Genomic DNA, 19,281 nt, shown 5'->3' on the forward strand with positions numbered 1-19,281 from the left:
CAATCCCCCACACCCGGCCCCGAACTGCCTCATGATTGGGGAGACCTGGCGTGACGAGTGACGGGAGTGTCGGGTGGTCTCGTTCCGATCGCGGGCGGTGCAAGCCCCGTCGCTGCGCCCGGTCCCGCGCGACGTCGAGAGCCTCGAGAAGCTGATCCTCGACCTCGAGAGCGTCACCGACGAGGCAACCGCCTGGCGCGTCACCGTGGACAGCACGGTGAGCTCGCACAACTTCAGCTACGGCGCTGTGTGGCGGCCCACCGGCACCGGTCAGGTCGAGGTCGCGTACCAGATCGGGGCCATCACGCCCGACCTGGAGGCAGTGATCGCCGGCAAGCCGGTCCCCATGGACGTCGGCCTGGTCGGCCGGGCGGTCCGCACCAGGCAACCGGTCTACGTCGGCGCCATGGCCGAATGCGAGGACTGCCTGCGGTGTCAGGCAGCCGCGAACGCCGGCATGGAGGCCGCGGTCGTCATGCCTGTGCTGCGCGACGGCGAGATCGTCGCGGTGCTCGAGTACTACTCGGCCGAGCCCATGTACATCGACGGGCCCCGCACCGAGAAGTGGGCGTCCATCGCCCGCATCGCCGAGCGCGCCCGGTATTCCGCGATCGCCGCGGCCGAGCTGCGCCAGGTGGCCGCCGACCGCCTCGCCGTGACCAGTGTGGTCACCGCGCTGGGCGAGGCGAAGGACGTACCGTCCACGCTGCGGATCGCCCTGGACTCGGTGCGCACCGCCTTCGACTGGGCGTACGGGTCGTACTGGGAGATCGACGACTCCGACAGCGTGCTCCGCTTCAAGGTGGAGTCCGGCTCGGCGGGCGACGAGTTCCGCAAGGTCACCCTGGCGGCCACCTTCGCCGAGGGCGTGGGACTGTCCGGGCGCGCCTGGCGTACCCGGGATCTGGTGTTCGTCCGTGACATCGGCGAGCTGACCGACTGCGTCCGCGCGCCGGCGGCGCAGCGGGCCGGCGTCCGCTCCGGCGTCTGCTTCCCGGTCATCAGCCACGGCCGGATCATCGGCACCATGGACTTCTTCACGGCCGAGTTCATCGAGCTGTCGGAGTCCCGGGCATCCGCGCTGCGCAACGTGGCCCAGCTGGTCTCCCAGCGCCTCGACATCGTCCGCGGCAACGCGACGGCCGAGGAGAACGCGCGTTCGCTGCTGGACACGGTGTCACGGCTGCGCGCGGCCAGCGACGACGCCACCCGGGTCGCCCAGGACGCGGTGTCCCGCGCCTCCGAGATGACGCACGAGGTGGAGGCGCTGGGCCAGGCGTCGACCGCCATCGGCGACGTCATCAAAATCATCTCGTCCATCGCCGATCAGACCAATCTGCTCGCCCTCAACGCGACCATCGAGGCCGCCCGGGCCGGCGAGGTCGGCCGCGGCTTCGCGGTGGTCGCCGGGGAGGTCAAGGACCTGGCCCGGGAGACCGCGGAGGCCACGCAGCGGGTGTCCGAGCAGATCACGGGGATCCAGAACAGCGCGCGTACGGTCTCCTCGGGCATCCACACGACGAGCGAGACGATCGGGCAGATGGACGCGGTGCAGGCCCGCATGAACGAGGTGCTCGAGGAGCAGGCCCGCATGGCGTCCGCGCTCCAGTCCTGACCGACTGGTTCTTCAGGTCAGTTCTTGAGCGGCAGCCAGTCCAGCACCGCCTGGATCTGGGTGTCCCAGTAGCCCCACTCGTGCTCGCCCGGACCGAACTCGGCGTCGATGTCGACCCCGTACCGTCGGCAGGCCGCGACGAAACGCTCGTTGTGCCCCACGAGGTGGTCCTCGGTGCCGCACCGGAGCATGAGCCGGGGCACCTCACGGTCTTTCGGGTCTTTCGTCTCGAGCAGGTGCACGAGATCGTCATCGGTGCCGGCGACCGGGCGGTCCCCGAAGACCCGGCCGATCAGCTCGGCGATGTGCGGCCGGTCGTCCTTTTCCGCCATGTGGACCAGATCCAGCGCCCCGGAGAGGCTGGCCGCGGCGGCGAAGCGCTCCGGCTGCCGCAACGCCCACTTGAAGGCGCCGTAGCCGCCCATCGACAGGCCCGCGACGAAGGTGTCCTCGCGGCGGGTCGAGACGCGGAAGAACGACGAGACCACGGACGGCAGCTCCTCGGAGAGGAACGTCCAGAACTTGCCGCCGTACCGCTCGTCGGCGTAGAAGCTGCGGTGCACCTGGGGCATGACCACGGCGATGCCCTTGGCGGCCGCGTAGCGCTCGATCGATGTGTAGCGAGTCCAGGCGGTGTCGTCGTCGGTCAACCCGTGCAGGAGATAAAGAACCGGCGGGGCCGCGTCGTTGGCGCGGCCCTCGAGACCGATCTGCGTGCTCGCCTGCTGCGGGAGCAGGACGGTCATCGAGGTGGACAGCGCCAGTGCCTCGGAAGAGAAGTCACAGCGGATCAATGCCATCGGTCCAGTATCGCTCGCTCTCGATCGCGCATGTCCCCCCCGGTGCGCACTCAGGTCTGGTTCCAGGCTGCGGATGATCGCAGCGCTGGAGGGGCTGGGGCGCCTCGCGGGCTACTTGTTTAGGTGCTCCCACTGCGGGGTGAGCGGAAGATCGGCCAGGGCGGCGATGGCGCGGGGAGGAAAGTCGGGCCAGATGTCACGCCGAGTGTCGTGTCGACGGTTGAGGTGCCGGTCGAGAAACATCTGCGTGCGGCGCAGGCCGTCGATGCCGGTGGCAGCGTCGAGGTCACCGGCGGCGATCGCGTCGGCGTACTCGTCGAGGTCGAGCACCCGGTATGGATGGTCGGGCGGCCCGACTATGACGTCGATCCAATGGTCATCGACGTGCACGGTGTGACCATCGTCGATGACTCGGACGAGGTCGCAGTACCACCAGCCGCGTTGTTGCTCGGGGAAGATCACCGGCTGGTTGATCTGGAATCCGGTGTCGAGCAGTACGAAGCTGCGCTGCTCGTGGTCAACCCCCTGCAAGGTGAAGCCCCAGTCGTAGACGATGGCATCACCGTCGCGATAACCGCGCGCGGACGCCGCCGTCGCGGATGACGGACACTGTGGTTGGCATCCGCCGATGATGTCATCCGGTTTCCGCGACCACCCCGTCCGGCCGCCGGTCCCCAGGAGCGAACTCGCGGCGCACTCCGGACGGCTCGCATGACCACTCGCAGGGTTCCGCCTGACCTGGCACCTACTCGCGCTGGAAATGTCGTACCCGTCGATTAGTATGTATGTACGAAAACGGTGCCTGAGCTGCGGGGAGATCATCGTGACCATGCCTGTTTTGTCCACTGGGCCTGTTTTGTCAACCGGACCTGTTTCGACTGCCGGGCCTGTTTTGTCCGGTCCGGTGCCTACCGTCCCGCCGTATGCGACCATGCTGGGCTTCACGCGCTACGTCGCGCGCACGGGCCCGGCGAAAGCGACGTTCGTGGGCGGCCTGCGCCGCCAGCGCGAACGCCGCACCGGCTTCAACCCGCACAGTCAACTCGTCAAGGCCCTCAAGGCGGACATCGCGTTCCGCACCGGCGGCACATACCTGACCGGCGTCGTCGACCTGGTGAAGGACCGCTGGAAGCCGCTCTACGAGTCGGTGAGCGCCGGCGCCCTGACCTACCTGCACTCCCTGGGCGACCCCGAGGACGTGAGCCTCGCCCAGACCCGCGAGGCCCTCGCCTCGGTCGGCCCGCTCGCCGTGAAGATCAACCCCCACTTCGGACTCCGGTACGCGGACAACCGCCGCGAAGCCGTCCGCCTCCACTTCGACGAGGACCCCCCGACCCCCGAGGCGCTGACCGCGACCCTGCACCTGATGGCCCGCCACATGGACCAGATCCTCCCGAACGCCGAACCGGTCCTGGTCGACCTGCGCCGCGGCACGACCCACCGCCTCGACCCGGCGGCAAAAACGGGCGACGTGGAACGCTGGCTCGCCGGCGAGGCGGCGGCGTTCACGGCCATGTGGGCCGCGACGGCCGCCTGACCTCACGGGTCCCGCCCCGGACGCCCGGGGCGGGACCCCGCCGGAGGCGCCGGGCACGCGGGCCGGGGCTCGCCTTGCCCGCCGGGCAAGCAGGCAGGCGGTGAGGTTGCCGCACCGCCCTGCCCGGCGGGCACGCATGTGTCGCCCCGGTGCCAGGCCCGCCGAAGCAAGCGCCGACCTCGTTCCTCGTCTCCGCCGTCCGATCCCGCCCAGCCGGCCGATGCCGCCCGGACACACGGGATGCTCCGGACCTTCCAGGGGCGTTTCTCCGCGCCGGTGGCGACCCGTGGACCGATCGCGCGGAGCGGGTCGTCCGAACGGTCCGGAAATCTTCTGGTTTCGGTGTGGGAACTTCTTAGGTGCAGCCCGGTTGCGACGATGTCTCCGGTGTAAGCGGGGGCAACACGTCGGGGGGCGTAGGTCATGTCGGTGGTCGGGCGGGTTTCGGGAAATCTTCTGGTGGCGGCTGCGGGAGTCGCCGGGGTCGTTCTGGCGGCGCCGGCGCCCGCCTCCGCCGCTGCGGTGCCCACCACGGCGACTCTGGTCGCGTACGTGCGCAGCGGGGATGTGTACGTGAGCAAGGGCACCGCGGAGACCCGGCTGACCACCGGCGGCGGATGGTCGCGGCCGCGGTGGGCGCCGGACGGCAGGTCGATCGCGCTGCTCAAGGGTGGTCAGCTGTGGACCATGAAGGCCGACGGCAGCGCCAAGCGGCGGCTCACGACGCGGGCCGCCGCCGGGCCTTCGTGGTCCGCCGACGGGAAGTCGATCGCTTTCGCCTCGCTGTCCTGCTCGGGTGGGCCCGGGGTCTACACGATCTCCGCGACGGTCGCCGGTGCCGTTCCCGCGGTGGTGTTCCCCGCGTACTGCCGGGAGGAGGAGCTGCCCGCCGAGCCCGCCGCGCGGGCCGCCGAGACCGGGTCGCTCAACGAGCGGCTGCGTACCGATGACGCTGTCGCCTGGTCGCCCGATGGCACGAAGGTCGCTTTCCGTGGCGGCGACTGCGAGTCGATCTACGACGCCTGCCTGACCGTGGGGACGCTGGCCACCGGCGGGGAGAAGACCGTCGACGCGTACGGCGGCGGGAGCCGGCAGAACTCCGGCTTCGCCGTGGTGCCGGCCTGGCGCCGCGACGGGGCGAAGCTGGCGTGGACCGCGTACCAGAAGGGTGAGACCGCGGCCGACGACCTGCCGGTGCACGTGGTCGAGTACGACGTCGCGACCGGCGCGAAGCGGACCGTCGGTGCCGGTCAGGACCGGGAACTGGCCTATGTCGACAACGCCCGCGGGGTGGCGACCAGCACGTACAAGGGCGGGTCCTGGGTGATGGTCGTCAACCTGGCCACCGGCGCGCGGACGCCGTTCCACCAGGGTTCGCAGCCGAGCGTTCAGCCCACCCGCTGAAACTCGGGCAAGCAGGGCCGGACGCCTCGGGGCGGCCGGCCCTTCCGTCGGTCCGGGGCCGGGCGGGCGGGGTGCGTATCGTGGAGCGCCTGATGAGCGACACGACCGAACGGGCCATCCGGACCTTTCACCCCCGGCGGGGGCGGATGAGCAACCGGCACGCCGACGCCTTCGCCGAGCTGTGGCCGCGCCTCGGGCTCACCGTCGTCGACGGGGATCGGACCCCGCTCGACCTGCGGGAGCTGTTCGGGCGGGATGCTCCGCGCGTACTGGAGATCGGGTTCGGGATGGGCGAGGCGACCGCGGCCATGGCCGCGGCGGATCCGGGCCGCGATTATCTCGGGGTCGAGGTGCACACGCCGGGCATCGGCAACCTGCTGGCGCTCGCCGGTGAGCGGGGGCTGACGAACGTCCGGGTTGCGCACGGCGACGCGATGGAGCTGGTGCGGCGCCTGCCCGCGGGGAGCCTCGACGCCGTGCACTCCTTCTTCCCCGATCCGTGGCCGAAGGCTCGGCATCACAAGCGGCGGCTCGTCCAGCCGGCGCACGTCGCCCTCTTGCGCGAACGGCTTCGCCCCGGGGGCACGCTGCACTGCGCCACCGATTGGGCCCACTATGCGGAGGCGATGGCGGCGGCGCTGCGGGCCGATTCCGGCCTGGAGGATGTGTACGGCGGGTACGCGCCCCGCCCCGAGCATCGTCCGGTGACGAAGTTCGAGCAGCGGGGCGTACGGGACGGGCGGGAGATCTTCGACCTGGTGTACCGGCGACGCTGAGCTGATTTGCCGGTTTTATCGCTTTCGCGCCCGTAGGCTGGAACGCGGAGGGCGGAGCATGCCACGAAGCGATCTTGGCCTCGACCGCCCGGCGGGCCAGGACTCCCCCGGGCATCCGGGCTCGGGGCCTGATGCTGCTGCCGGAGGACCTCCGACGATCGGAAGCGCGACGGCGGCCGGCGCCGGGATGCAGGCGCCATGGATGGCCGGCGCGTCCGGGTCCGGCGCCGGTGTGGGGCCCGCGGTGCCGGCTCGCTGTGTCCTGACCAGCGGTGCCGCCGACCACGTCGCCGCGCTGGTCGCCCGCGCCGCGCACTCGACCTGCGCCCTGGTGCACTTCCGCGACGGTGACCGGCTGCTGCTCTACGGCGGGTACGGCCTCCCGGCGCCGCGGGACGACTTCATCGACATCCCGATCGGGGACACGCTGGGCGGCATCGTCGTCGAGACCGGCGAGGAGTTGGCCGTCGACGATCTGACCACCGATGAGCGGGTGCCGGCCGGCTCGCCCCTCCGGCTGCACGGGCTGCCCGGCGCGTACCTGGGCCGGCCCATCCGCGACGAGCACGGGGCGATCCTCGGCGTGTGCTGTGCGCTCGACTCGAAGCCCCGGAAGTGGAGCGACGACGACCGGGCCGTCGTCGCCGACGCCGCGCAGGTGGGTAAGTCGCTCATCACCGAGCAGCTGGCCCGCCACGAGGTGGACCGGCAGCGGCGCTTCCTCGACGCCGTGCTCGACAGCCTGCACGACGGGGTCACGGCGTGCGACGAGGACGGGCGGATCGTGCTGGTCAACGCCCGGATGCAGCAGCTCTGGGAGGCCGCCCGGATCCCGGACGAGCTCGACGACGACCGGGCCGTCGCCGGGCTCACCGACCGCGACGGCAAGCCGGTCGAGCCCCGCGACATCTCGCTGTACCGGGCCCTGCGCGGCGAACACCTGCGCGATCACGAGCTCGTGCTGTCGGGGCGGGGACGCCGGACCCACCACTACGTCATCGACGCGCAGCCGATCATCGGGCCGGACGGGCGTACGGTCGGGGCGGTCCAGGCCGTGCAGGACGTCACCCGGCGCAAACGGGCCGAGCGGTTCCGCACGTGCGAGCTGAACGTCATCACGGCGCTGGCCGACGCGCCGAGCGTGGAGGCCGCCGGTCCGCGGGTGCTGGAGGCGATCGTCCGCACGCTGGGCTGGACGCACGCCGAGCTCTGGCTGGTCGACGACGCCGCCGGGGTGGTCCGGTCGGCCGCCGAGTGGCATGCGCCCGGATGGACCGCGGAGATCGCGGTGCCGGCCGAGCTGCCGTACGGGACGGGGCTCGCCGGCCGCGCGTGGCAGGCCGGCAAGCCGCTGTGGATCCGCGACGTCGAGCGGCCGCAGAGCCTGATCTCCCCCGAGACGGCGCGGGAGTCGCAGCTGCACGCCGCGCTGGCGATCCCCGTACGGCACGGGCTGGAGCCGCTGGGCGTGCTGACCGTCTTCGCCGACTCCGCGGAAAGCCCGGACGACGAGCTCGTCGCCCTGATGTCAGGCATCGCCGCGCACATCGGCCAGTTCGTCGAGCGGCGGATGGTCGAGGATCTGCAGCGGCAGCTGGCCCGGACCAGGGACGAGTACCTCGCGCTGATCGGGCACGAGCTGCGCACGCCGCTGACCTCGATCGGCGCGTACACCGAGCTGCTGCGCGAGGCCGACGCCAAGATGCTGGTCGAGGACGGGCCGGCGATGCTGGAGGTCATCGACCGCAACACCACCAGGCTGCGGCACATCATCGGCGAGCTGCTCGAACTGTCCGCCCTGGACACCGGCCACGCGGCCGTGCAGCTCGCGCCGCTCGACCTCGCCGAGTTGGTCCGCGAGTCGGTGGCCGCCACCCGCGAGGCGGTCGAGGGCGAGCCGCTCGTGATCGAGGAGGATCTCCCGGACCGGCTGGTGGCGCCCGGGGACCGGCGGCGGCTGCGCCAGGTGGTCGACAACCTCCTGGGCAACGCCGTCAAGTACAGCCCGGACGGCGGGCGGGTCACGGTCGCCCTCCGGACCGACGGAGGAATCGCGGAGCTGTCCGTCTCGGACACCGGGATCGGCGTCGCCCCGGAGGAACGGGAGAAGATGTTCACCGGCCTGTACCGCACGAGCCGCGCCCGCGACCGCGCGATCCCCGGCTCCGGGCTGGGCCTGACGCTGAGCCGCGCGGTGGTGCAGCGGCACCACGGCACCATCCAGCTCACCGAACACGACGGTCCGGGCACGACGGTGCTCGTCCGGCTGCCGCTGGAGACCCGTTGACCGGCTGTTGACACTTGTGACCCTGTTCACAGCCACTCCGCGCGGCGAGGATGGCGGCATGACGCGCTGGACTCCCGACCCCACTTTCTACGCCTCGCCGCGGGACGCGCTGGCCGCGCCCGCCGAGCAGCTCGCGTACGTCGCGGCCTTCGACCGCTCCGCCACCCGGCCCGACGCCATCGTCGTGCTGGACACCGATCCCGCTTCCGACGCGTACGGGAAGGTGGTGGGTTGGACCGATCTTCCGCACACCGGCGACGAGCTCCATCATTTCGGCTGGAACGCGTGCAGCAGCGCACTGTGCCCGACCGCGCCGCATCCGCACGTGGAACGGCGCTACCTGGTCGTCCCGGGTCTGCGGTCGTCGCGGCTCTACGTGCTCGACACCAAGGACGACCCGCGCAATCCGACCCTGGTCAAGGAGATCCCGGCCGGGGAACTCGCGGCCAAGGCGGGCTACTCGCGCCCGCACACGATCCACTGCGGACCCGACGGGATCTACGTGTCCGCGCTCGGCGGCGGCTCCTCCGAGGGTCCCGGCGGCATCGCGGTCCTCGACCACACCACCTTCGAGGTACGCGGACCGTGGGAGCAGGACCGCGGCGACCAGTACTTCGCGTACGACTTCTGGTGGCACCTGACCCGCGACGTGCTGGTGTCGTCCGAGTGGGGCACCCCGTCGATGATCGAGGACGGGATCAACCCGGAGCTGCTGGTCGGCCGCAAGTACGGCCACCGCATCCACTTCTGGGATCTCGCCAAGCGCACCCTCGTGCAGAGCGTCGACCTCGGCGACCAGTACCAGATGCCGCTCGAGCTGCGTCCCGCCCACGACCCCCGCAAGGAGTACGGCTTCGTCGGCGTGGTCACCAGCGTCGAGGACCTGTCGGCATCGGTCTGGGTGTGGCACCGCGACGGCGGAGATTTCGCCGTCACCAAGGTCATCGACATCCCTGCCGAACCCGCGGACGCCGTCGACCTGCCACCGGCCCTGCAGCCCTTCGGCGCGGTGCCCCCGCTGATCACCGACATCGACCTGTCCGTCGACGACCGCTTCCTCTACGTCTCCTGCTGGGCTACGGGCGAGCTCAAACAGTTCGACGTCTCCGACCCGTTCCACCCGCGAGAGACCGGCTCCATCCGCCTCGGTGGCATCGTGGGCCGGGTGGCACACCCCGCCTCCCCCACCGAACGGCTCGCCGGCGGCCCGCAGATGGTGGAGATCTCCCGCGACGGCAAGCGGGTGTACGTGACCAACTCGCTCTACGGCTCCTGGGACGACCAGTTCTACCCCGACGGCGTCGGCGCCTGGATGGCGAAGATCGACGTGGACACCGAGGCGGGCGGGATGACGCTGGACGAGCGCTTCTTCCCGCACGGCGACGACTTCCGCGGACTCCGGGTGCACCAGACCCGCCTGCAGGGTGGCGACGCTTCGTCCGACTCGTACTGTTTCCCGTGACCGTCGGCCAGCTGGCCGCCCTGGCCGCACTGGGCGCCTTCCACGGCCTCAACCCCGCGATGGGCTGGCTCTTCGCGGTGGCGCGAGGCATGCAGGAAGGCAGCCGTACGGTGCTGCTCAGGTCCCTGCCCGCGATCGCCGCCGGCCACCTGGCATCGGTGGCGATCGTGGCAGCCGTGGTCTCCGCAACGGAGTCCGTGGTCGCCGGCAACATGGTGGCGATCGTGGGCGGTGTGGTGCTGGTCGGCTTCGGCCTGTGGCGGCTGCTGTCGCAGCGGCATTTCCGGTGGGCGGGGATGCGGCTGTCGCAGGGGCAGCTCGCGGGCTGGTCGTTCCTGATGTCGTCCGCGCACGGGGCCGGGTTGATGCTGCTCCCGGTCCTCGCGACGACGCCGGTTCCCGCAGGCGCGCACATGGCGCACGCCATGACCGCGGCGCCGTCCGGTGCCTTGACCGGGTTGCTGGCGGCCGGGGTGCACACGGGCGCCATGTTCGCGGTGATGGGGATGTGCGCGGTGGCGGTCTACGAGTTCGTGGGGTTGAGCGTCCTGCGGCGGGCCTGGTTCAACGTGGACAAGCTGTGGGCGGCGGTGATGGTCGCGGCCGGCGCACTGACGATCGCGCTGACCCCGTAAGCGCGGCGGCATCAAAGTTCGGTCCAGAGCATCAGCACATGCCGGGTGCCTGCGATGAGCGCAAAGGCCGCCACGGCGTCGTCAACCGTTGCGTGTCTGGTTCGCACGTCTGCGTGGGGGATGAACAGCGACCGGGCGGCGACCCGTTCGACGGAAGCGGCGGCGGCGAGATCGGTGGCGCAGTGGCGCCCAGTCCAGCCAAGCCAGGTCGGCCAGCGCATGGTCTACCCCATTGTGATGAGTTGCGGTCGCGGACCGTGTCTCGTAGGTCCCACCTTCGGCCGGTACGGTGGCGGGTGGAAGCGGTTGCGGGTTGCCTCGGCGGCATCGGCAACTCCCGCAACAGGTGGTCCGGGGAGGTCGCCGTGGCGGCATTCGGGCAACGCGTCCGCGCGCTGCGGACGGAACGCGGACGGTCGCTGGCGGATCTGGCCGCCGCGGTTCCTTGCGACAAGGGGCACCTGTCGCGGATCGAGAACGGCGCGCGCCGGCCGACGTCGGAATTGGCGCGCCGGCTGGACGACGTGCTGGGCGCGCGGGGTGACATCGTGGCTGCTGCTCACCTGGACTCGGTGGCCGCGGATGATGCACGCCCGTGGGAGACGGCCGAGTTGCTGCGCCGGGTACAGGCGGATGACGCGGCACCGGCGACGCTGGAGTCTCTGCACGCCATGGTGTTCGAGCTGTGCTGCCAGTACGCGAGGCAACCGGCAGCCGGCCTTCGGGTGGAGGCTCACGGGTGGATGCGCGAGGTGGCGCGGTTGCTGCACCGGCCGACCGGACTTGCTGCGCACCGGGAACTGCTGGTGGCGGCCGGATGGTTGGCACTGGTGGTCGGCTGTGTCGAGTACGACATGGGTATGCGGGCCGGGGCGGAGGCCAGGCGGGTGGCGGCCCGGCAACTGGGTGACGAGGCCGGGCATTCGGAGATCGTGGCGTGGTCGCACGAGATGGCGGCGTGGTTCGCGCTCACCCAGTCGCGCTGTCGGGGCGTCCTGACGGCAGCGGAGGCCGGCCGGTCTGCGGCTCCCGGCGGGTCGGCGGCTGTGCAGCTCGCCGGGCAGGAGGCGAAAGCCTTCGCCCGGCTGGGTGACGTGGCAGCGGTACGGGATGCGCTGGCGCGGGGGCGTACCTTGCTGGACCGGATGGCGGCACCGGACCGGCCGGATCACCACTTCGTCGTGGACCCCGACAAGTGGGACTTCTACGCGATGGACGCGTACCGGTTGGCCGGGGACGACGAGCTGGCCGCCCACCATGCCCGGACGGTCCTGGCCCTGGGTGCCGGACCGGACGGCGAGAAGGCACCGATGCGGATGGCGGAGGCCCGGTTGACGCTGGCCGCGGTGGCCGCGCGAGCGGGTGATCTGGAGCAGGCGGTGGCGACCGGGATCGGCGCGTTGGGGGCGGGCCGCAAGTCGTTGCCGTCGCTTCTGATGGTCGCCGGGGAGCTGGACGTGGAGCTGCACCGGCGGTTTCCCGGCGAGTCGTCCGCCGACGAGATCCGGGACGCCCTGCGTTCGATCGGCTGACGCAAAGGGGGACGGGCCCTGCGGCCCGTCCCTCCCTGTTCGCTGATCAGCGACGCGGCCGGACGACCGCGGCCGAGCCGCCGCCGCGGCGGGCGGGTTCGGCGGTGGCGATCAGGCCGCCGTGGCGGGTGAACTCGATCGCCGTGGCCGCCCCCAGCTCCGGCACGTCGGCGCTGAACGTGTGGCCGAGCGCCGTCAGGCCCGGGCCGTACTGCTGGTGGAATGCCGGTTCGGCTTGGATGCCCGCGGTGTTGCGCTGCGATGCCCGGGGTGCGGCCATCGCCTCCGGGAGGGTCATGCCGAGGTCGATCCGGTTGATGAGCACCTGCAGCACCGTGGTGATGATCGTCGCGCCGCCCGGGGAGCCCAGGGCCAGGAACGGCTTGTCGTTCTTGAGGACGATCGTCGGGGACATCGAGCTGCGGGGGCGCTTGTCCGGGCCCGGCAGGTTGGGGTCCGGCGCCGTGCCCTGCGTCGGGGCGAAGTTGAAGTCCGTCATCTCGTTGTTGAGCAGGAACCCGCGGCCCGGTACGACCATGGCGTTGCCGCCGGTCTGTTCGATCGTCAGGGTGTATTCGACGATGTTGCCCCACCGGTCGGCCACGGTCAGGTTGGTGGTGCTCTGGCCCTGTTCGACCGGGCCGCCCACCCGGGCCGGCGTGCAGCCGGTCGCGGTGATGTCGCCCGGCGGCACCGGCTTGGTCAGGGCGTGGCCGGGGTCGATCTGGCAGGCACGCTGGGTGGCCCAGCTGTCGCTGATGAGCTTGTCCAGCACCGGCTGCGGGGTGTACGCCCCCACGTACCGGTTGCGGTCCGCGAAGGTCAGTGCCGTCGACTCCGCGTACTGGTGGAGGGCCTGGGTGGTCGAGACCTTCGACAGGTCGGTCTTCTCGAGGATGTTGAGGGCCTCGCCCACGGCTGTGCCGCCGCTGGACGGGGTGGACATGCCGTAGACCGTCAGGCCGCGGTAGCCGGAGCGGGTCGGTGCCGGGTAGCGCACCTGGTAGCCGGCCAGGTCCGAGCGGGTCAGGCCGCCGGGACGGATCGGGTACGCCCACGTGCCCGTCGGGTCGTCCGCGACGGGCGGGTGCTGGACGGTACGGACCACGTCGGCGCCGACCGAGCCGTGGTAGAAGACGCCGGTGCCGCGCTTGGCGATCAGCCTGTATGTGTCCGCGAGGTCGGGATTGCGCTGGACGGCGCCGACCGCGGGCGGGGCTCCGCCGGGCAGGTAGAGCTCCCGGGTCGAGTCGAACTGGCCGAAGGCGGCGGCGTTGTCGGCGATCTGCTGGTGGAACGTGGCGTCGACGGTGAAGCCGTTGTCGGCGACCCGGGCAGCCGGCAGCAGCAGGCTGCTCAGCGAGCGGGTGCCCCATTTCCTGGCCGCGGCCTCCCAGGTTGCCAGCGTGCCGGGGGTGCCGACCGACAGGCCGCTGACCCGGGCCTCCTGGAAGTCGTACGGCTTGCCGTCGGCCGGGTCGATGAAGATGTCCTCGGTCATCGTGGCCGGTCCGGACTCGCGGCCGTCGATGGTGCTGACGGTGCCGCGTTCCGCGTCGTAGTAGACGAAGAAGCCGCCGCCGCCGATGCCCGCCGAGAACGGTTCGGTGACTCCGAGGGTGGCCGCCGCTGCCACGGCGGCGTCGACGGCGTTGCCGCCGCGGCGCAGGACGTCCAGGCCGACGGCGGTGGCGGTGGCGTCGACGGTGGAGACCGCTCCGCCGAAGCCCACCGCGGTGGGTCCGCCGTTGTGGGTGTGGGCGTTCGCGGCAGTGGGCGCCAGGGTGACCGATGTCAGGGCGAGAGTGGCGGTGGTGGCGAGCGCGAGAGTGAACCGCATCGTGCCTCCGGCGCGATCGAGAGAGTGTGGACAGTCCCCCTCTGCCTACCTGCACCGGCGACCATGCACAACCCGGGACACGCTTCTCACGTTGTGTGATCGGCGACGCCGTGGCTCGCCCAGGTCCGGTACATGACGGCGTACCGGCCCCCGGCCGCCACCAGCTCGTCGTGTGAGCCCGACTCCACGATGCCGTGGTCGTCCACGACGATGATCCGGTCGGCGCGGCGGGCGGTCGACAGACGGTGCGCGACGAGGATCGCGGTGCGGCCCTGCAGCAGCCGGTCCAGGGCCGCCTCGACCCGCAGCTCGCTGCGCAGGTCCAGGCTGGAGGTGGCCTCGTCCAGCACGACCACCCGCGGTTCGGCGAGGAACGCCCGGGCCAGGGCGAGCAGCTGCCGCTCCCCCGAGGACACCGACTGGCCGCGCTCGTGCAGCGAGGTCTCGAGGCCCTCCGGCGAGCGGTCCACGAGGTCGGTCAGGCCGACCGCGTCCACCGCCGCCCGGACCTCGGCGTCGGTGGCGTCCGGGCGGGCGAAGGCGATGTTGTCGCGCAGCGTCCCGGCGAAGAGGAACGGTTCCTGCGGTACCACGCCGATCTGCCGGCGCAGCGAGGCGAGCGTGACGTCGCGCAGGTCGTGGCCGTCGATGAGGATGCGTCCGGCGGTGGGGTCGTACAGGCGCGTGACGAGCTTCGCGAGGGTCGACTTGCCGGCGCCGGTCGGCCCCACGCAGGCGACGGTCTCCCCCGGGCGGATGGTCAGGTCGACGTGCTCCAGCACCGGGCGGTCCGGGAGGTAGCCGAAGCTGACGCCGGCGAAGACGATCTCGCCCCGGACCGGCGGGAGCGGCCGCGCGTCCCGGGCCTCCCGGACCGACGACTCGGTGGCGAGCAGGCCGTTGATCTTGCTCACCGCCGCCCGTCCCTGCTGGTACTGCGTGTAGAGCTGGACCAGCTGCTGCACCGGCTGGAAGAAGGAGTTGAGGTAGAGCACGAAGGCGGTCAGCTCGCCGATGCTCAGCGTGCCGCGCAGCACCATGCGGCCGCCGACGAGCAGTAGCGCGGCCATCCCGATCAGGCCGATCACCGAGGTGCCGGGGCCGTAGACCGCGTTGATCCGGCCGGTGAAGTCGTTCGCGTCGCGATAGTCGCCGACGACCTCGCGGTGCGCGACGATGTTGCGCTCCTGGCGGTTGTGCGCGGTGACCACGCGGGCGCCGTTCAGGCTCTCGGCGAGGTCGGCGAACATGGCCGCGATGGTGTCGCGCTGCCGGTTGTACCCGCGGTCGGCCGCCCGCCGGAACCACAGCGAGGCGGCGGTCAGCGGCGGTACGACCAGCAGCAGCGTGATGAGGGCCAGCCCGGCGTTGTAGTGGAACAGCAGGCCGGTGACGACGACCATGGTCAGCGCCTGGATGCCGAACTGGGCGAAGCCGTCGGCGAGCAGGCTCTGCAGCGCCTCGACGTCCGAGGTCATCCGGGTCATGGTGACCCCGGCCTTCTCGCGCGTGTAGTAGTCCAGCGACATGCGCTGCAGGTGCGCGAAGAGCCGGATCCGCAGGTCGCGGGTGGCGTACGCGGCCATCCGGCCGGTCTGGCGCATCCGGGCCGCGGTGGCCACCCCGGTCAGCAGCACCGCCGCGACGAAGGCGGCGGTCGCTCCGATCAGGACGTGCAGGTCGCGGTCGGCGATCCCGTGGTCGATGCCGACCTGGACCAGGTACGGGCCGGCCTGCAGCAGGAGCGTCTCCACCAGCACGGCGGCCGTGGCGGCGGCGAGCAGAGCCGGGCGCCCGGTGAGGAGGCGGCCGAGCGTGACCCGCCTACCGCGGTCGGCCACCGGGTCGTAGGACGCCTGCGGGTCGCCGTGGTCGGGTTCGCGGCCTTCCAGCGTGGCGACCCCGTCGGCGAGGTCGTCGGGGATGCCGGCGAAGGGCAGGCCGTTGCCCTTGCGCCCGGCGGCCCCGACCGAGGGCCGCCCACCCGTGTTGAACCCACCGAACCCGCCGCCGAACATGCTCATACGGCCACCTCCGGCAGATCTTGCGACGAAGCGAGGACCCGGGCGTAGCGCGGCTCGGTGGCCAGCAGGGCGGTGTGGGTGCCGTCGGCCACGACCCGGCCGGCCTCGAGGAGGATCACCCGGTCGGCCAGGCCGATCGTGGAGAGCCGGTGGGCGACGATCAGGGTGGTGCGGCCGCGCATCCGATCGCGCAGGGACTCGTGGATGCGCTTCTCGACCGTGACGTCGATCGCGCTGGTGGCGTCGTCGAGGACCAGCACCGGCGGGTTCACCAGCAGGGCGCGGGCGATCGCGATGCGCTGGCGCTGCCCGCCCGACAGCGTGTAGCCGCGCTCACCCACCACCGTGTCGTAGCCGTCGGGCAGGGCCCGGACGAACTCGTCCGCGCCGGCCGCCCGGGCCGCCCGTTCGACCTCGGCCCGGCTCGCCTCCGGCCGGCCGTACGCGATGTTGTCGTGCAGGGAGAGCGAGAAGAGGAACGGCTCGTCGGGCACGATGCCGACCTGGTCGCGCAGGCCGGACAGGCGCAGTGCGCGGACGTCGTGGCCGTCGATCGTCACGCGGCCGCCGGTCACGTCGTAGAAGCGGGCGATCAGCCGGCCCAGCGTCGACTTGCCGCTGCCGGTCGCGCCGACGACCGCGACCGTCTCACCCGGCCGGATGCGCAGGTTCAGGCCGTCGAGGGCGACGGTGCCGTTCGGGTACGAGAACCGTACGTCCTCGAAGCGCACGTCGCCGTGCAGCGAGGCGTCGACGGGGTCGGGGGCCTCCACCACCTCGCTGGGGGTGTCCAGGATCTCGTAGATGCGCCGGGCCGAGGCCGACGCCCGCTGACCCAGCATGATCATCATGCCGAGCAGGCGGAACGGCGGCTGGAGCATGAGGACGTACGAGTTGAACGCGACGATGGTGCCCACGGTCGTCCGGCCGTCGATCACCATCAGCCCGCCGACCAGCAGCACCAGGGCGAGACCGAGCCGGGGCAGGTTGTCCAGCACCGGCGTCCACCGGCTGCGGATCCGGGCGTCCTGCAGGTACGCCCACCGCACCCGATCGGCGGCCTCGGCGAGCGTCCGCAGCTGGCGTCCCTCGGCGGCGAACGCCTTGACGATGCGTACGCCCTGGATGTTCTCGTCGACCACGGTGGCGAGCCGGGCCAGCCGGGCCTGGATCAGCCACGACACCGGGAAGATCGCCTTGCGCATGCCCACGCCCAGGAACCCGATGACCGGCATGGTGGCCATGGCGACGACGGCGAGCGGCACGTTGATCGAGAGCATCAGGCCGAAGGCGACCACCGCGATCAGGCACTGGACGAGGATCGACGGGCCGAACGAGAGGTACATCTGCACCGCGCGGATGTCGGAGCCCGAGCGTGACATCAGCTCGCCGGACTGCACCCGGTCGTAGAAGCCGAACGGCATCCGGGCCAGGTGCGCGTAGAGGACGTTGCGCAGGTCGTACTCGAGCTCGTAGGCGGTGCGCAGCAGGTAGAGCCGGGCCAGGTAGTTGACGACGCCCTGGACGAGGGCCAGGGCGACGATCCACCAGACGTAGGTGGCGAGCTGCGCGCTGCGTTCGACGATCGCGTCGTCGATGCCGATCCGGACGAGATTGGGGATCTGCACCTGCACGACGAGGCCGGCGAAGGAGAGCACCAGCGAGGTGATCAGGAGTGCCTTGTGCGCCTTGACCAGCGGCAAGGCGCGGCGGAGCCACGACTTGCCGGTGTCCGGGTCGATGGACGCCCTGGGCGCGCGACGGCTCAAGGAGCGCCCTCCTCCCGGGGGTGGGGTAGTTAGCCAGGCTAACGATACCCCGCGGCGCGCCGGTCCCGCCGCCCGGCGGGGCGCCTGCCCACGCCGCCGGCAGCGGGCTCGACGCCCGGACAGGAGGTGCCGGCCGCGGGCGGCCGTACGGTCAGCAGGTAGCGATCCACCGCCGTGGTGACACAGTCGCTCCGGCCGTAGACGGTGTGCCCCCACCCGTCGTACGTCACCAGCGTCGCCCGCGGTCCGAGCTGGGCGGCCACCGTGCGGGCCCAGGCGTACGGCGTCGCGGGATCGTGCCGGGCGTTGATCAGCAGCACTGGTCCGGTCCGGGCGGGGGCGAGCACCCGCTGCGCGTTGTCCGGCGGCAGCGGCCAGCCGAGGCACCCGGTGACCGACTCCAGCGCCAGCGGGGACACCGGCATCTGCGGGTTCTCCCGGGCCAGCGCGGCGAGGCGGTCCCGCAGGCCGGTCCAGCCGCCCACCGGCAGGGCCCAGTCGTCGCAGAAGACGGCCGGGAAACTGTGCTCCACCTCGGCGACGGGCCCCCGGGCGCGGCGCCCGGACGGCGTCGCCGCCTCCCGCAGGTAGCTGGCCAGCGAGTGCCACTGCGGGTCGTAGAAGGAGCCGAACGCCACGCCGAGCAGGTCGTAGACCGTCATCCGGTAGGACGGGTCGAACGGGTCCCGCAGCGTGCCGCGCCGCGCCCGGGTGAGCAGGGCGGCCCAGACCTTGCGGACGTCCCGGCCGTGCAGGGCGCAGTCGGAGCTGCGGGCGCACCAGGCCACGAACTGGTCGAACGAGTCCTGCGCCGTGCTCGTCTCCGCGCCGAGGAAGGCGTCCGTGCCGCCACTGTGGTCCATGATGCTGTCCAGGACCAGGGCGCGGACGTGCTGGGGGTAGCGCTCGGCGTACTGGGCGCCGAGGAGGGTGCCGTAGGAGGCGCCGTAGAAGCTGATCTTCTCCTCGCCGAGGGCCGCGCGGAGGCTGTCCATGTCCTGCACCACGCTCATCGTGTCCGCGTGGCCGAAGACGGGGCCGGAGCGCCGGGCGCAGTCGGCGGCGAGCCTGCGGTTGTAGGCGACCGTCGCGGCGTACGCGCGGGCGCTGTCGACGAGCACGGACGGCCCGGCGGCGAGCAGCGACGCCGAGCAGACGACGGGGTTGCTGCGGGACACGCCGCGCGGATCGAAGCCGACGATGTCGAAGCGGCGCCGAAGCTGCTCGCTGAAGAAATAGGCGCTGTCCAGCGCGAAGTCCACGCCGGAGCCGCCGGGGCCCCCGGGGTTGATCACCAGCGTGCCGATCCGGTGCTTCGGGTCGGCGGCCGGGCGGCGGGCGACGGCGATGCTCAGCGTGGGCCCGTACGGATCGGTCCGGTCGGCCGGCACCCGCAGCGTCGTGCACTGCGCGGTCCGGTCATCGGCGCAGGCCTTCCACACCATGCCCCGGTCGCGGGCGGCCTGGGCGGGGATCGCGGCGGCCGGTGTCACCACCGTCAGGACAGCCAGGAACGCGGCCAGGATCGGCCGGGTCGTTGCTCGCACCGCGTCGTATCTCCGCCCTGCACGGCAGCGCGCCGCGCGCCTCATGTCTAAAC

General features: G+C 71.9%; 15 protein-coding genes. 8 read left to right on the forward strand and 7 right to left on the reverse strand.

What is annotated here, in order from left to right; all coding sequences use genetic code 11:
• Window positions 1–73 precede the first annotated feature (73 nt).
• Complete coding sequence (locus AB0368_RS15140) at window positions 74–1,615, forward strand: methyl-accepting chemotaxis protein (protein WP_366154443.1); 1,542 nt, start codon at window positions 74–76, stop codon at window positions 1,613–1,615.
• A 17-nt stretch (window positions 1,616–1,632) separates the two neighbouring features.
• Here AB0368_RS15140 and AB0368_RS15145 read toward each other — a convergent pair whose 3' ends face one another.
• Together AB0368_RS15145 and AB0368_RS15150 are read right to left on the reverse strand one after the other, a co-directional pair.
• On the reverse strand, window positions 1,633–2,415 hold the full coding sequence (locus AB0368_RS15145; protein WP_366154444.1) for an alpha/beta hydrolase family protein: 783 nt from the start codon (window positions 2,413–2,415) through the stop codon (window positions 1,633–1,635).
• A 111-nt stretch (window positions 2,416–2,526) separates the two neighbouring features.
• A complete protein-coding gene (locus AB0368_RS15150; RefSeq protein ID WP_366154445.1) occupies window positions 2,527–3,246 on the reverse strand; it encodes a DUF402 domain-containing protein in 720 nt (239 codons plus the stop codon).
• A gap of 100 nt (window positions 3,247–3,346) precedes the next feature.
• Here AB0368_RS15150 and AB0368_RS15155 point away from each other — a divergent pair, with 100 nt between their 5' ends.
• The 6 genes from AB0368_RS15155 to AB0368_RS15180 all read left to right on the forward strand — a co-directional run bounded on the left by AB0368_RS15155 (window position 3,347) and on the right by AB0368_RS15180 (window position 10,516).
• Window positions 3,347–3,952 carry a hypothetical protein gene (locus tag AB0368_RS15155; protein ID WP_366154590.1) on the forward strand — a complete coding sequence of 202 codons (606 nt, stop codon included), beginning with the start codon at window positions 3,347–3,349 and terminating at the stop codon, window positions 3,950–3,952.
• 459 nt (window positions 3,953–4,411) lie between these two features.
• The gene (locus AB0368_RS15160) at window positions 4,412–5,356 is read left to right on the forward strand and encodes a hypothetical protein (RefSeq protein WP_366154446.1); all 945 of its coding nucleotides are present in this window, start codon (window positions 4,412–4,414) and stop codon (window positions 5,354–5,356) included.
• 92 nt (window positions 5,357–5,448) lie between these two features.
• A complete protein-coding gene (trmB, locus tag AB0368_RS15165; RefSeq protein WP_366154447.1) occupies window positions 5,449–6,132 on the forward strand; it encodes a tRNA (guanosine(46)-N7)-methyltransferase TrmB in 684 nt (227 codons plus the stop codon).
• 202 nt (window positions 6,133–6,334) lie between these two features.
• Window positions 6,335–8,419, forward strand: coding sequence for an ATP-binding protein (locus tag AB0368_RS15170; RefSeq protein ID WP_366154448.1), 2,085 nt, complete (start codon window positions 6,335–6,337; stop codon window positions 8,417–8,419).
• 58 nt (window positions 8,420–8,477) lie between these two features.
• Window positions 8,478–9,881: a selenium-binding protein SBP56-related protein gene (locus AB0368_RS15175; RefSeq protein WP_366154449.1), complete on the forward strand. Its 1,404-nt coding sequence runs from the start codon at window positions 8,478–8,480 to the stop codon at window positions 9,879–9,881.
• Entirely contained in the window at window positions 9,878–10,516 is a 639-nt protein-coding gene (locus tag AB0368_RS15180; RefSeq protein ID WP_366154450.1) for a hypothetical protein, read from the forward strand. The genes AB0368_RS15175 and AB0368_RS15180 overlap by 4 nt, the downstream gene beginning before the upstream one ends.
• Window positions 10,517–10,527: 11 nt before the next feature.
• Here the strand turns inward: AB0368_RS15180 and AB0368_RS15185 are convergent, their stop codons facing one another.
• Window positions 10,528–10,737: a hypothetical protein gene (locus AB0368_RS15185; protein ID WP_366154452.1), complete on the reverse strand. Its 210-nt coding sequence runs from the start codon at window positions 10,735–10,737 to the stop codon at window positions 10,528–10,530.
• 75 nt (window positions 10,738–10,812) lie between these two features.
• Here AB0368_RS15185 and AB0368_RS15190 point away from each other — a divergent pair, with 75 nt between their 5' ends.
• Window positions 10,813–12,048, forward strand: a complete 1,236-nt coding sequence (locus AB0368_RS15190) for a helix-turn-helix transcriptional regulator (protein WP_366154453.1) — start codon at window positions 10,813–10,815, stop codon at window positions 12,046–12,048.
• A 46-nt stretch (window positions 12,049–12,094) separates the two neighbouring features.
• On the opposite strand, the gene ggt is transcribed toward AB0368_RS15190, so the two are convergent.
• The 4 genes from ggt to AB0368_RS15210 form a co-directional block, all read right to left on the reverse strand.
• Complete coding sequence (gene ggt, locus AB0368_RS15195; RefSeq protein ID WP_366154454.1) at window positions 12,095–13,888, reverse strand: gamma-glutamyltransferase; 1,794 nt, start codon at window positions 13,886–13,888, stop codon at window positions 12,095–12,097.
• A gap of 86 nt (window positions 13,889–13,974) precedes the next feature.
• Window positions 13,975–15,912 carry an ABC transporter ATP-binding protein gene (locus AB0368_RS15200; protein ID WP_366154455.1) on the reverse strand — a complete coding sequence of 646 codons (1,938 nt, stop codon included), beginning with the start codon at window positions 15,910–15,912 and terminating at the stop codon, window positions 13,975–13,977.
• Window positions 15,909–17,681, reverse strand: coding sequence for an ABC transporter ATP-binding protein (locus tag AB0368_RS15205; RefSeq protein ID WP_366154456.1), 1,773 nt, complete (start codon window positions 17,679–17,681; stop codon window positions 15,909–15,911). The genes AB0368_RS15200 and AB0368_RS15205 overlap by 4 nt, the downstream gene beginning before the upstream one ends.
• Before the next feature lie 38 nt (window positions 17,682–17,719).
• The gene (locus tag AB0368_RS15210; RefSeq protein WP_366154457.1) at window positions 17,720–19,228 is read right to left on the reverse strand and encodes an alpha/beta hydrolase; all 1,509 of its coding nucleotides are present in this window, start codon (window positions 19,226–19,228) and stop codon (window positions 17,720–17,722) included.
• Between the last annotated feature and the right edge of the window lie 53 nt (window positions 19,229–19,281).

The sequence above is a fragment of the Actinoplanes sp. NPDC051475 genome, assembly GCF_040689425.1.
Classification (GTDB): Bacteria; Actinomycetota; Actinomycetes; order Mycobacteriales; family Micromonosporaceae; genus Actinoplanes.